Annotated in this window: 10 protein-coding genes and 1 pseudogene; 9 read left to right on the top strand and 2 right to left on the bottom strand. The window is 69.4% G+C overall.

All coding sequences use genetic code 11. The features are described 5' to 3' along the window. Positions 1-11 precede the first annotated feature (11 nt). The 4 genes and pseudogenes from EP757_RS41790 to EP757_RS44950 all read left to right on the top strand — a co-directional run. The gene (locus EP757_RS41790) at positions 12-905 is read left to right on the top strand and encodes a class I SAM-dependent methyltransferase (protein WP_127553858.1); all 894 of its coding nucleotides are present in this window, start codon (positions 12-14) and stop codon (positions 903-905) included. Between the two features lie 127 nt (positions 906-1,032). Continuing rightward, positions 1,033-1,953, top strand: coding sequence for a hypothetical protein (locus EP757_RS41785; RefSeq protein ID WP_127553857.1), 921 nt, complete (start codon positions 1,033-1,035; stop codon positions 1,951-1,953). A 163-nt stretch (positions 1,954-2,116) separates the two neighbouring features. Next, complete coding sequence (locus tag EP757_RS41780) at positions 2,117-2,482, top strand: hypothetical protein (RefSeq protein ID WP_127553856.1); 366 nt, start codon at positions 2,117-2,119, stop codon at positions 2,480-2,482. 1,091 nt (positions 2,483-3,573) lie between these two features. Further along, positions 3,574-4,014, top strand: a pseudogene (locus tag EP757_RS44950) (transposase); the annotation flags it as partial. Between the two features lie 557 nt (positions 4,015-4,571). Here the strand turns inward: EP757_RS44950 and EP757_RS44385 are convergent. Continuing rightward, positions 4,572-6,527 (bottom strand): hypothetical protein, encoded by a 1,956-nt coding sequence (locus tag EP757_RS44385; protein ID WP_127553855.1) that lies wholly within the window; start codon positions 6,525-6,527, stop codon positions 4,572-4,574. Positions 6,528-6,673: 146 nt separating this feature from the next. Between EP757_RS44385 and EP757_RS41765 the strand changes: the two genes are divergently transcribed. The 5 genes from EP757_RS41765 (at position 6,674) to nrfD (ending at position 12,825) form a co-directional block, all read left to right on the top strand. Next, positions 6,674-6,994 carry a PadR family transcriptional regulator gene (locus tag EP757_RS41765; RefSeq protein ID WP_160166027.1) on the top strand — a complete coding sequence of 107 codons (321 nt, stop codon included), beginning with the start codon at positions 6,674-6,676 and terminating at the stop codon, positions 6,992-6,994. Next, positions 6,991-7,737, top strand: coding sequence for a DUF4407 domain-containing protein (locus tag EP757_RS41760; RefSeq protein ID WP_127553853.1), 747 nt, complete (start codon positions 6,991-6,993; stop codon positions 7,735-7,737). Before EP757_RS41765 ends, EP757_RS41760 begins: the two co-directional genes overlap by 4 nt. Positions 7,738-7,794: 57 nt before the next feature. After that, positions 7,795-10,992 carry a formate dehydrogenase gene (gene fdh / locus EP757_RS41750; RefSeq protein ID WP_162521026.1) on the top strand — a complete coding sequence of 1,066 codons (3,198 nt, stop codon included), beginning with the start codon at positions 7,795-7,797 and terminating at the stop codon, positions 10,990-10,992. Then, positions 10,979-11,809 carry a 4Fe-4S dicluster domain-containing protein gene (locus EP757_RS41745; RefSeq protein WP_127553850.1) on the top strand — a complete coding sequence of 277 codons (831 nt, stop codon included), beginning with the start codon at positions 10,979-10,981 and terminating at the stop codon, positions 11,807-11,809. Before fdh ends, EP757_RS41745 begins: the two co-directional genes overlap by 14 nt. A 104-nt stretch (positions 11,810-11,913) precedes the next feature. After that, positions 11,914-12,825, top strand: a complete 912-nt coding sequence (gene nrfD / locus EP757_RS41740; RefSeq protein WP_127553849.1) for an NrfD/PsrC family molybdoenzyme membrane anchor subunit — start codon at positions 11,914-11,916, stop codon at positions 12,823-12,825. A 31-nt stretch (positions 12,826-12,856) separates the two neighbouring features. Here nrfD and EP757_RS41735 read toward each other — a convergent pair whose 3' ends face one another. Beyond that, positions 12,857-13,213 (bottom strand): nuclear transport factor 2 family protein, encoded by a 357-nt coding sequence (locus EP757_RS41735; protein ID WP_127553848.1) that lies wholly within the window; start codon positions 13,211-13,213, stop codon positions 12,857-12,859. Between the last annotated feature and the right edge of the window lie 12 nt (positions 13,214-13,225).

The raw sequence follows: 13,225 nt of genomic DNA, 5'->3' as shown, positions 1-13,225 counted from the left end.
GGTGGAGTCGCATGGCGGCATATCAGCATCCGCTCGCCTACACGCTCGGGCTGGAAGGCGTGGCCCTGCTGCGCGCCTTCGCAGGCGGGTACGACAAGGACTTCTGCGAAGCGCGCATCGCTGAGATCCGCCGGCTTCTCGACGACCCGGCGCTGCAGCCGGGTGGGATCACAACGGTGCAGGTCAGCGCGGTCGACGGATACGAGAAGTGGTCGGCCACCTACGATCGGGCGCCGAACGGGCTCTTCGGCGTCGAGGAACCGATCGTGCACGGGATCCTCGACGCCATCGGTTCCGGGATCGCCGTGGACGCGGCGTGCGGAACCGGCCGGTACGCCGCTCATCTAGCCGGCCGGGGTCATCGCGTCATCGGTGTCGACAGCTCGGCGGCGATGCTCGCTCATGCCCGCGCGCGCGTGCCGGAGGGCGACTTCCGGCTGGGTGACCTGCACGAGATGCCGATTCCGGACGACCACGCCGACGTGCTCGTGTGCGCGCTGGCGCTCAGTCACCTGCCCGACGTCGGGCCGGCGTTCCGCGAGTTCGCCCGGGTGCTGCGGCCCGGCGGGCATCTTGTGATCACCGATGTGCACCACGAGCTGGTGGCCCTCGGATCGGTGCCGCGGATCCGGACGGCCGAGGGCGAACCGGGGCTGCTCCCGGTGCACCGGCACCGGGCCGGCGACTACCTCGGCGCCGCCCTGCCGCTGGGTCTGCGACTGCTGCGCTGCGACGAGCCCCGGATGTCCGGCGAGGCCACCGGCGAGATGCCCGCGGAGATCGAGACCGGACCCTGGGACGCGTGGCCGTGGACGCTGCGGGAGATCGTCCCGGCGGCGGCCGGCGCCGCGTGGGACGGAGTGCCCAGCCAGATCATCCTGCACTTCCAGCGGGAAGCGCGGTAGTGCGGACCAGCCGTCGTCGGTGGCTGGCTTCGGTGACGATCACGATCCGGCCCGGCCCGGCAGCGGCTTGCCGCACCCACCCGTCGTGGCGGAGATAACGTCGTACCCCCGCCCTACCATCAGCCCCATGATTGAGGACCTGGTCAGACAGGCTGCCGAGGATGACGACGCCGAGGAGCTGGGCGAGATCGCGGACAGCGATCCGGCGCGGCTGGCGCCCCATCACGGCCTCATGCTCGACCTCGGCGTGGTCTGGCCCGCGAAGCTCTACCGCGCGGCCGGCGCCGCGACGATCGAGCGGGTCGTCGCCGAGGTCGACGCCGGCCAGGAGCGTCTGCGCCTCAACCACCTGCTGCTCATCCTCGCCCACAGTGGTCATCCTCTGGCCGAGCAGGCGATTCGCCGCTGGTCGACACAACCGCCACCAGGCGCGGATGAGCTCTACTACCAGCCGCTCGCCTACACGCGCGAGGGCGGCTGGACGATCGATCCCGACGGCACGCGGCGTGAGTTGTGCGCGGAGACCGCTTTTGAACTGCACCTGGAGGAGGGCGTTCCGAGCGCGAAGACCTGTCCCTGGTGCGCGACGCCGCTGTGGGTGGCAGCCGATCTGACTGCCGAGACGCTGCCGCACACCGGCTGGCAGGGCCGTCTGGTGATCGAGACCTGCTACCTCTGCGCCTGCTACGAGACCCTGTTCAGCCAGGTCACTCCGGACGGCGGCACGACGTGGTGGCCCGGCAACACACCGCCGGACTATCTGCCGAAGAACCTGGGCCCAGAAGACCCGAGGACGCTGCGTGCCGTGGTCGGCCGAGCCAGGGAAAGTCCGTTTTCGGTCAGCGCTTGGAACTCCGGCGGCTCCACCCTGGGCGGCCATCCCGACTGGATCCAGGACGCCGACCACCCCGACTGCCCCGGTTGCGGCCAGGCCATGCACTACCTCGGCTTGATCGGCGGCGCCGACATCGACGACGGAGAGGGCGCCTATTACCTGCACCTTCACGCGCCATGCGGTTTCGCAGCGGTCAATTACCAACAGAGCTGATCCTTTTCTCGTACGGGATGAAAGCCGCAACCCCACCGCACCACCACCGTCCCGTGGGAACCACGCGGCCACGCCTGCAACGCCGGGCCGCTGCGCGACCACCGGCGATCGGTGCAACGCAGGCCCTTGACCGCCGGCGATCCACGGGTGCCAAGATCGCCATGTGGAGGAACCGTATCGGCCGGTCGCGCTGCGGGTCATGGCCGAGCATGTGGGTGAGGATCCGGTCTGGGACAGCGATCCCGACCACATGGGTCAGGTGGATCTCGCGTCCCTGGGCGTCAGCGAGGATCTGATCGCACGCCTGAACGCCTGGAACGACGAGTTCATCAGCACCGCTCTGACCGATTTCGAGTTCAGCAGCCCGGACGCGGAGGAACGCTGGCGACGTACCGGTCTGGAGCTGGCCTACGAACTCCAGAACCAGCTGCCGGACGTCGAGATCAGCTACTTCGACGACGAGGACGACCGCCCGCTGCGCCAGCGCCGTGGTCCATTCCGCGCTCCCCACAATTCTCCAAGATTGTAATTCCGGATGAGTGCGGCCGGGCGGATCAACAAGTATTCGGCCGACCTTTTCCCGATCTGAATTTCGGGCATAAGTCATCGCCGATCATGTCGGTGCCGGTGATAATTGGGGAATGACGCAGCTCGCATTGTTCCCGACGAACCATTTGCGGGACCGGACGCTGCGCCGAAACCATTCACCGGAGGCCGACGAGTTCCGCCGCGCTCATGAGAGGCATCGCGCCTGGGGTCTGGCGCAGCGCCACGCCCGGCGGCTGCGCCATCTGAGTGAGAAGTCCGGCCGGGCGGCGGCCACCACTGTCAGCGCCGAGGCCCCGCCGGCCGGAACCGAGGTCGTGCCTGACCGTGCGGCGTCGGCCCCGGGTCGTGCGGTGTCAATGTGCGGTCGCGCGGCAGAACCACTGGTCAGAGCCGTGGCCGCGCCGGGCGGTGCGGCGGACGTGCCGCACTGTGCGGCGGCAGAGGTGGATGACGCCGTGGCCGCGCCGGGTGCGACTGCGGCGGCAACGGATATCGCTGAGACCGTGAGTGAGTCACCGGAAGGGTTGATGCCGGGTTCTGAAGTGCCGGTCCGGGCGGTGCCGGGCCGGATGACACCAATACAGACGATATGGAGCGGCGAGCATTCGATTCGCCGGTCCGTCGATATTCAGGCGCCATACTCATTTGCTCGCGCTAGTCCCTACCGGAAAGTGCGGAAATGGCACCGTCCCGCACGGCGGCCGCCTTGACCCGACACTGCCGAGGTGGGCGGCTGCCGTCTTGGTCCGAAATGCTGCCTGGGCGACGGTTGCCGGACTGCCGTTGTCCGGGACTGGGGCTGCTCTGAACTGGGCTGTCCTGGCCGGCACTGCCAATCGTGCAGCCGGCGTCGCGAATGGCTTCTCTGAGTGAGTGTTCGAGGGTGAAGTCGCACGGCGTGTTCCAGGGCGGACGGTGGCTGCTTCGAAGCTGGTCTGGTGGAGCGCGAAGTCGGTATCCGTCTGATCTGACCGCTGAGCAAGGGGGAGGTCGTGGAGCCGATGCTCCCCTGATCAAGGCGCCCGGGCGGATCCCCGACCTTCTATACCGAGCGATCGTCGATGCGAACTTGTGCGTGGTCCGCAGTGGTTGCTCGCCGAATGCATCCTGGAAGGGTTGCGCGAGCAGTTGCGCCTGGCCGAGGGCCGTGAAGCCGACCCGTCGGGCGGTGTCCTGGACTCACAATCGGTCAAGGCCGCCGGCACCGTGGGCAACGACAGCCGTGGCTACGACGCCGGGAAGGAGATCAGCGGCCGCAAACGGTTCATCGTCACCGGCACCCTCGGGCTGCTGGTCGTGCTCTGCGTGATGTCGGCGGCCTGCCAGGACCGCGACGGCGCCAAGACGACCCTGCTCAGCAGCTGTCTGTCTACGCCGATCCGGCACGTGTTCGCTGATCAGTGCTTCTCCGGCCGGCTGGTGGATGGGGCCGGCGCAACGCTGGACACCACCGTCGAGATCGTCCGCAAGCCGGCCGGCCGGCGCGGATTCGTCGTGCATCCGAAGCGGTGGGTGGTCGAGAGCAGGCCTTGCCTGGCTGACCGCGCACCGCCGGCTGGCCCGCGACTGCGAACGCGATCCCGCAGTATCCGAGGCACTGATCCGCTGGGCCGCGATCAAATCCGTCGTCCCGTCGTCCCGTCGCGCGCCGTCCGCCGTCCGCTGCCTGCCGATCCGTCGCCCCGTCGCCCCGTCGCCCCGCCGCCCCGTCGCCCCGTCGAGCGCCGTCCGCCGCCTGCCGCCTGCCGAGCCCCGCCGATCCGTCGTCCCGTCGTCCCGTCGAGCGCCGTCCGCCGTCCGCTCCCTGCCGATCCGTCGCCCCGTCGTCCCGTCGCCCCGTCGCCCCGCCGATCCGTCGCCCCGTCGCCCCGTCGCCCCGTCGCCCCGCCGACCCGCCGACCCGCCGACCCGCCGACCCGCCGACCCGCCGATCCGCCGTCCGCCGAGGCCCGCCGTCCGCCGCCCGCCCGCCCGCCTGCCGAGCGTCGCCCGCCGAGCGCCGTCTGCCGCCCGCCGAGCGTTCACCGCGCCCGGATTGACAGCGCTCTCGAACACTCACTGAGAAGGGGTCAGATCGACCAGCGGGGTTTTTCGGTCAGGAGGCGGCGGCAGTCCGTCAAGAGGAGTTCGTCGTCGGAGACTTCGGCGGGGCCTAGGCCGATCTTGGTCAGGTTGTGTCGTGGGGCGATCGATAGTTCTGCCTGGACGTAACGCCTGGCGTAGGTGCCCATGCCGGTTTCCACCCACAGGGCGGCGATGCGGGGGCGGAGGCGTTGGTCGTCGTTCCAGATCGGGCCCAGCTGGCGGGCGCTGCTCGGGTTGCCGGTGATGCGCCAGAGGGCTCGGGCCGCGGCTACCTTCACGGCGGCGGGGGAGCGGCCCTTCAGCATGCGGGACAGGCGGGGGGCTCGGGCGGTGGCACGGGAGTTCAGTTCGGCCAGGCCGTCGATGGCGGTCACGGCGTGGGCGGGGGAGTCGAGGTACTGGTCGTAGACGGTGGCGGCGTCGTCGGCGTCGCCTGCTACGAACCAGATGGCGCGGGCGGCGGCCAGTGACAGGGCCGGGTCGTCGCCGGTGAGGAGGGTGCGGATCTCGGCGGCGCGGGACAGTGAGGCGCGGCCGGTGCGGGTGAGACGGTCGAGGCCGGTCAGGTCCAGGGGCTCGTGGAGGAGGTGGTCGGCGGCTTCGGACGGTGCCACCGAGACCAGGGCTTCGAGGAGACCCGCGCGGTGGGCGTCGAAGCGCCAGCGTTCGGCGTACAGATCGGGGCGGAGCCCTCGGAGCCGGCGGCGGAGCGTGCGGCCCAGCCCGCGCGCCCGGACGCCGAAGCCGGCGATGCATTGGTGCAGGTCGCGCGTGTCCGGTGCGTCGTCGAGAAGACGTTCGAGGATGGGCAGGACGCGGTCGTCGCGGAGGCCGGCGAGCATCTCCACGGCGGGGATCAGCGCGCCCTGGTGGATGAACGGTTTCGCGCCGGAGATGGTCGCCCACACGGCGTCGGTGGATGGGCGGGCCACCTCGCCGATGCCCTGCAGCAGTCGCAGCGACGCGGCCCGGATCTGCGCGTCCTTGTCGAAGAGCAGTTCGGAGGCACGGGCGACGAGAGGGCCGTACGGTCCGCGCAGGCGTTGTACCAGCGTGCGCGCCTCGTACAGGGCGTCCTGCTTGGCGTCCCACGCGTCCATCGCCAGCATCTCGTGCAGCAGATCGAGATGTGCGGTGATGTCGTCGCGATAGGTGGCGCGGATGGCACTGACCACCTGGTGGTAGCCGGGCGTCCACTGCCGGGTCGCCATCCGCGCGCCGGCCAGCAGTGGGGCGGCCATGTCGACGACCGGTTCCGGCTCGCGGTTCAGGCCGTCGCGATATGCGGCGAGCAGCGTCTCCCGGGCCCGGGCCACGTCGAACGGCGGCGGGTTGTAGAGCGCCATCAGCTCGGTGAGGGCGCTGATGCGGACGCGGAGATCGTCGTCGGTGTCCGCCACCGAGGCCAGCCACACCTTGGTCAGCTCGTAGCCGCCACCGACCGCGCCGGTGATCACGCTGGTGCGCAGCAGCGTGAGGCGCACATCGGCGTCCGGCTCCTCGGCGAAGCGGTCCCACAGGTCCCCGGTCGGATTGCTGATCAGCCGATAGACCGCGCGGATGGTGTACGCCGCAGCCTCCCGCACCGACGTGTCCTCGTCGATGAGCAGGTCCTGCAGAGCGGGCCATTGGGCGAGCGTTCTCTTGGCGGTCAGGGTGCGCCCGGCCATCTGCCAGGTGCGGTCCGCGCCCGCGAGATCACCGACGAGCCGCAGCGTGTCCCCGCGCAGGGGCCGTGCCTGGTCGGTGACCAGGTCCAGCAGGAACGGCAGAGCCCACACCACCCACGGCCGGACGTCTTCGCCGTCCGGGGCGAGACGGTAGAGGTCGCGCAGCGCGGACGAGTCGCCGTCGGCGAGACGGGCGAGCAGGCGGGGTACGGCCGAGCCCTGTTCCAGCGAGGACCAGTCGATGTCGTGCAAACCCGCGAGCGCCGTCATGCGCTAGATCATGGTGGCCGGCGGCCGGCGACTTCAACCGGGTCACTGCCCAGAGGGATAAGTAGCCGAACCGTGACATTCTCGGACGTCGACCCGCACGGGTGGCTATGTAGAAATCTATATAGGGGGTCGCTATGGTTCCTGACATGAGCGCTGAACCGCGCATGAGCCTTGCCAGCCGGGCGGTGCTGGCCGTCCTGCAGGACCCTGATGCCGAGCATTTCGGACTTCGGATCGCCAAGGCGACGGGTCTTCCGACGGGCAGTGTGTACCCGATCCTTGTCCGTCTGCAGCAGGCCGGCTGGCTGGAACGGGAGTGGGAGGACATCGACCCGGCCGTCGAGCAGCGCCCGGCGCGTTGCTTCTATCGGCTCACCGTCAAGGGGCGCCAGCGGGCCGAGGCCGTCCTCGCCGAGCGGCCGGTCCTTCCCGCTTGGGGTGTCGTCCGCGGCGAGGTCGTCACGTGAGTCTCGGATGGGTTGTCGCCGTCAGCACCGGCATGGCTACCTTGGTCCTGATCCCGTATCTGGTGCAGGAGATTCACGAATGCTCCCCCTGGTTGGCCGAGCGGGTTCTCGACCGCGCTGTCGCGTTGCTTCCCGAGGAAGACCGTGATCAGTACCGGGCGGAATGGCTGGCTGAACTGTCCAGCCTGCCGGGTAAGGCGACCAAGCTGGTGTGCGCCCTGGGTCTGCTGATCGCGGCGTTGCGGATGCGTCGGGCGCTGCGGGATCCGCGACAGGCCGCGGTGCGGCGTGAGCGAGACCGCCAGTTCTCATTCCGTCCGAGCGCGGGCTTCTCCGGACGTGCGACAGCCGGCGTCGCCGGCCCTGCCACCAGCGTCGCCGTCGCGGTAGCGATGGTCTTCTCGGCGGGAGGTCTCCTCTGGTACCAGATGCGGCCACAGACGCCGGTGGCGCAGGCCCCGGAGGCGACGAAGCTCGATCAACTCCGAGCCGATCGAACGGCGCTCACCGCTCAGCTCCAAGCGATCGAAGCAGAGTTCGCAGATCGTGAGAGCCTCGCCCGTAATGAGTGCAACGGCACCAGTGGCCCGGGGCTCACCGGAGAGCGCGGGGTGGGAGTGACCTGCCGGATGCGACGGGCGGAAGCGGACGAATACCGCCAGTTCTCCGGTATCGGGGCCAAGCAGAGTGCGCTGATCGCGCTCAACGATGAGATCGCTCAGTTGGAGACGAAGTCGGATTGAGGGCCGGGCGTCGCCGTCGCCGTGCGGTGGGATCGGTCCGGGGTTAGGGTCGATCTCATGGGTGTGCGGACGTGGATCGAGGGGTGGCCGGTCTATCGGCAACTCACCGGCACCGACCCGCTGGGCCGGGGCGCCGCCGCGCAGTCGGGCAGGTCGAAGGAGCTGACCGCGCGCACCGAGACGGCCGACCGGGTGGCCAGGTCCGTCTGCCCCTACTGTGCGGTCGGTTGTGGCCAGCGCATCTTCGTCAAGGACGAGAAGGTCGTCCAGATCGAGGGCGACCCGGACAGCCCGATCTCGAAGGGCCGGCTGTGCCCGAAGGGTTCGGCCAGCAAGAGCCTGGTCACCAGCGATCGGCGCGTCCAGAAGGTCCTCTACCGCCGGCCCTACGGCAAAGACTGGGAAGAGCTCGACCTCGACACCGCCATGGACATGATCGCCGACCGGGTGATCGCCGCCCGGGAGGCGACCTGGGAGGATCGGGACGACGAGGGGCGGCCGCTCAACCGCACGCTCGGCATCTCGAGCCTCGGCGGGGCGACGCTCGACAACGAAGAGAACTACCTGATCAAGAAGCTGTTCACGGCGTTGGGCGCCATCCAGATCGAGAACCAGGCGCGCATTTGACACTCCGCCACCGTTCCCGGTCTGGGAACCAGCTTCGGCCGTGGCGGGGCCACCGGATTCCTCCAGGATCTGGCGAACGCTGACTGCATCGTGATCCAGGGCTCGAACATGGCTGAGGCCCACCCGGTGGGTTTCCAGTACGTCGTCGAGGCCAAGAATCGCGGCGCGAAGATCATCCACGTGGATCCGCGGTTCACCCGGACCAGCGCGCTCGCGCACAGCTACGTGCCGGTGCGGGCGGGCGCCGACATCGCGTTCCTGGGCGGGGTGGTCAACTACATCCTCAGCAACGAGAAGGACTTCCGGGAGTACGTGGTCGCGTACACCAACGCGTCCATGATCGTGAACGACGAGTTCCAGGACACCGAGGATCTCGACGGCCTGTTCTCCGGTTTCGATCCCGAGCTGAAGGTCTACGACCAGTCCAGCTGGCAGTACGCCGGTCAGAAGCACATGGGCCAGGAGGAGGGCGAGGCACACGCCGACCGGGAGACCGCGTCGGGGCTGGAACAGGAGTCGCACGGTCCGCCGATCCCCGCCGACGTGCCACGGGATCCGACGCTCCAAGATCCGCGGTGTGTCTACCAGATCCTGAAGCGGCACTACGCTCGTTATACGCCGGCGGTCGTCGAGCGGCTCTGCGGCGTACCGGAGAAGCAGTTCTTGGAGGTCTGTGAGGCCTGGACGGCGAACTCGGGACGCGAGCGCACCACCGCCTTGGTCTACTCCGTGGGCTGGACGCAGCACAGCGTCGGCGTGCAGTACATCCGGACCGGCGCGATCATCCAGCTGCTGCTCGGCAACATGGGACGGCCCGGCGGCGGTGTGATGGCGCTGCGCGGGCACGCCAGCATCCAGGGTTCCACCGACATCCCGACGCTGTTCAACCTGCTTCCCGGCTACCTGCCGATGCCGCACCACACGCAGCACGAGACGTTCCGGCAATGGGTCGACGAGATCCGGCATCCCGAGCAGAAGGGGTTCTGGGCCAACGCCGAGGCCTACGCGGTCAGCCTGCTCAAGGCCTACTGGGGCGACGCCGCGACCAGGGAGAACGACTGGGGTTTCGGCTGGCTGCCGCGGCTGACCGGCGACCACGGGACATATCAGCAGGTCCTCGACATGATCGACGGGAAGATCAAGGGGTACTTCCTGCTCGGCCAGAATCCGGCCGTCGGATCGGCGCACGGCAAGGCGCAGCGCCTCGGCATGGCGAACCTCGACTGGCTCGTCGTCCGCGACCTCTTCATGATCGAGAGTGCGACGTTCTGGAAGGACGGGCCGGAGATCGCCACCGGGGAGATCGTCACGGAGGAGTGCCGCACCGAGGTCTTCTTCATGCCGGCCGCCTCGCACGCGGAGAAGGAGGGCACGTTCACGCAGACCCAGCGGATGCTGCAGTGGCGCGAGAAGGCCGTGGACCCGCCGGGTGACTGCCGTTCCGAGCTGTGGTTCTTCTATCACCTGGGTCGCATCATCCGTTCCAAGATCGCCGGTTCTGACAAACAGCGTGACCAAGGTCTGCTCAAGCTGAACTGGGACTATGTCGTCCACGGTGACGAGCCGAGCGGCGAGGACGTGCTGCGCGAGATCAACGGCTATCGGACATCCGATAGATCGCTCGTCTCCGGATTCGTCGACCTCAAGGACGACGGATCGACCGCCTGCGGCTGCTGGATCTACTCCGGCGTGTTCTCCGGCGGTGTCAACCAGGCCGCCCGCCGCAAGCCCGGCCACGAGCAGGACTGGGTGGCACGGGAATGGGGCTGGGCCTGGCCCGCCGACCGCCGCACGCTCTACAACCGGGCCTCGGCGGATCCGGACGGCCGTCCCTGGTCGGAGCGGAAGAAATACGTCTGGTGGGATTTCGAGAAGAAGGAATGGACCGGGTACGACGTACCTGACTTCGAAAGACGGAAACCGCCGGACTATCGGCCACCCGACGGCGCCAGCGGTGTGGACGCGATCGCCGGCGACGACGCGTTCATCATGCAGGGCGACGGCAAGGGCTGGCTCTATGCGCCGAGCGGCCTGGTCGACGGCCCGATGCCGGCGCACTACGAGCCGGCCGAGTCGCCGCTGTCCAATCCGCTCTACGGGCAGCAGGCGAATCCGACGCGGAAGGTCTACGACCGTGCCGACAATCCGGTGAACCCGCTGTCCGGGACATTCCCGTACGTCTTCACCACGAGCCGCCTCACCGAGCACCACACCGCCGGCGGCATGAGCCGGCAACTGCCGTACCTGTCGGAGCTGCAGCCGGAGATGTTCGTCGAGGTCTCCCCGCAACTGGCGGCGGAACGCGGCCTTGACCACCTCGGCTGGGCGCACATCGTCACCACCCGAGCGGCGATCGAGGCCCGGGTGATGGTCACCGACCGGCTGCGCCCGCTGCGGATCGACGGCCGGGTCATCCACCAGATCTGGCTGCCGTACCACTGGGGCGGCCAGGGCGTCGTCACCGGCGACTCCGCGAACGACCTGATCGGCATCGTCCTCGACCCGAACGTGCTCATCCAGGAGAGCAAGGTCGGCACCTGCGACATCCAGCCCGGCCGCCGCCCCACCGGCCCGGCGCTGATCGACTACGTGGCCGAGTACCGGAGGCGGGCGTATGGGAACCAATAGCCTCTACGGCCCGCTCGACCCGGCGCCCGACGCGGGTTACACCGAGGCGCCGCCGCGGATGGGCTTCTTCACCGACACCAGCGTCTGCATCGGCTGCAAGGCGTGCGAGGTGGCCTGCAAGGAGTGGAATGCGGTTCCCGACGACGGTTTCGACCTGCTCGGCCATTCCTACGACAACACCGGCGGGCTGAGCGCGAATTCGTGGCGGCACGTCGCCTTCATCGAGCAGCCCGCGGTGGACATCTTCAGGGAGGCGGAGAGCCCGGACTTCCGCTGGCTGATGATGTCCGACGTGTGCAAGCACTGCACCCATGCGGGCTGTCTCGACGTCTGCCCGACCGGCTCGTTGTTCCGGACGGAATTCGGCACCGTCGTGGTGCAGGAGGACATCTGCAACGGCTGCGGCTATTGCATTCCGGCCTGCCCCTACGGGGTCATCGACCAGCGCAAGGACGACGGCCGGGCCTGGAAGTGCACGATGTGTTACGACCGGATCGGCGACGGCCTCACCCCGGCGTGCGCGCAGGCCTGCCCCACTCAGTCCATTCAATACGGTGTCCTCGACGAACTGCGCGAACGCGCCGAGGAACGGGTCCAGCAGGTCGACGGGGCGCGCCTCTACGGGCACGACGAGAATGACGGCGTGGGCGGGGACGGCGCATTCTTCCTGCTTCTGGACGAGCCCGAGGCGTACGGCCTGCCGCCCGATCCCATCGTCACCACCAGAGAGCTACCGGCCATGTGGAGACGGGCCGGGTTCGCCGCCGCCGCGATGGCAGCAGCCGTGGTCGTGTCCTTCCTGGGAGGTGACCGATGAAGGACCGCTCAATGAGCGATTTTCAACCTGGCATCGGGCCTGAGGCCGCCGGGCCGTTGTCCGGCGCCGGCGAGCGAGGCCCTCGCCACGTCGAAAAAGGCTCAATGGTTCCGGAGGCGGATTTCCGGTCGTACTACGGCCGGCCCATCGTGCGGCCCGCTGTCTGGCGCCACGACATCGCCGCCTACCTGTTCACCGGTGGCCTGGCCGCGGGGTCGGCGCTGCTCGCGGCGGGCGGCGACGCGACGAACCGGCCCGCCCTGCGCCGGGCCGGCCGGGTGACGGCTCTCGGCGCGCTGGTCGCGAGCACCTACTTCCTCGTCAACGACCTGGGCCGGCCCGCCCGTTTCCACCACATGCTCCGGGTGGCGAAACCGACCTCGCCGATGTCGATGGGCACCTGGATCCTCAGCGCGTTCGGCGCTTTCGCGGGCGCCGCGGCGGCGGCCGAATTCGCGCCCTCCGGTCTGCGCCGGGTGGCCGCTCCGATCGGCACCGCGAGCCAGTACGCCGCCGCTGTCACGGCGCCGGCGCTGGCCACCTATACGGCGGTCCTGCTGGCGGACACGGCCACTCCCAGCTGGCACGCGGCGTACCCGGAACTGCCCTTCGTCTTCGCCGGAAGCGCCCTGGCCAGTGGCGCCGGTGTCGGCCTGATCGCCGCGCCCGTCTCGCAGGCCGCGCCGGCCCGCAGGATGGCGGTGCTGGGCGCGGCGATGGAGCTCTACGGCGCCCATCGGGTGGAGACGACGAAGGGCATCCTGAGCGAACCCTATGCCCGGGGCCGTCCCGGGAGACTGCTGCGAGCCGGACGTGCCCTGACCGCGCTGGGCGTCGCCGGCGCCGTGCTCGGCCGCCGCAGCCGGGTCGTCTCCGCCCTGTCCGGCGCCTCCCTGCTGGCGGCCTCCCTGGCCACCCGCTTCGGCATCTTCGAGGGCGGCATCGCCTCGGCGAAGGACCCGAAGTACACCGTCGGCCCGCAGCGTGAACGACTGGCCGCGCGCCGGTCCCAGTGAGGGGGACCGGGCGCGGCCCGCGTCGCTCCCGTCAGTCGGCGGCGAACATCGTCCGGAGCGTGGCGATGCGGCCGTCGCGGACCGTGATGATGTCGATTCCTCTGGCCACCGGGGCGTTCTCCGGGCCGAACGCCCAGCCCAGAGCGCCGGTGCCGGAATCGGCGTAGCGCTCACCCCGCTCGGTGAAGGCGAACGACGGCGGAACCTTGTCGAGGAGTTCCCGGGCCTTCGCCTCCAGGGCATCCCATCCCACGGCTTCACCCTCGGGGTCGGTGAAGACCACGTCCTCGGTGTAGGTGCGCTCGATCGCGGCCCGCCGTGACCTCTCGTCACGGTTCCCGAAGACTTCGTGGAGATTCGCCGCGAGCAGTTCGGTGACCGTACCCATCAGAAAGCGTTC

The organism is Actinoplanes sp. OR16 (assembly GCF_004001265.1).
Taxonomy (GTDB): domain Bacteria; phylum Actinomycetota; class Actinomycetes; order Mycobacteriales; family Micromonosporaceae; genus Actinoplanes.
The sequence above is the reverse complement of the archived record's forward strand: the minus strand, read 5'-3'. Positions and strand labels throughout refer to the sequence as shown.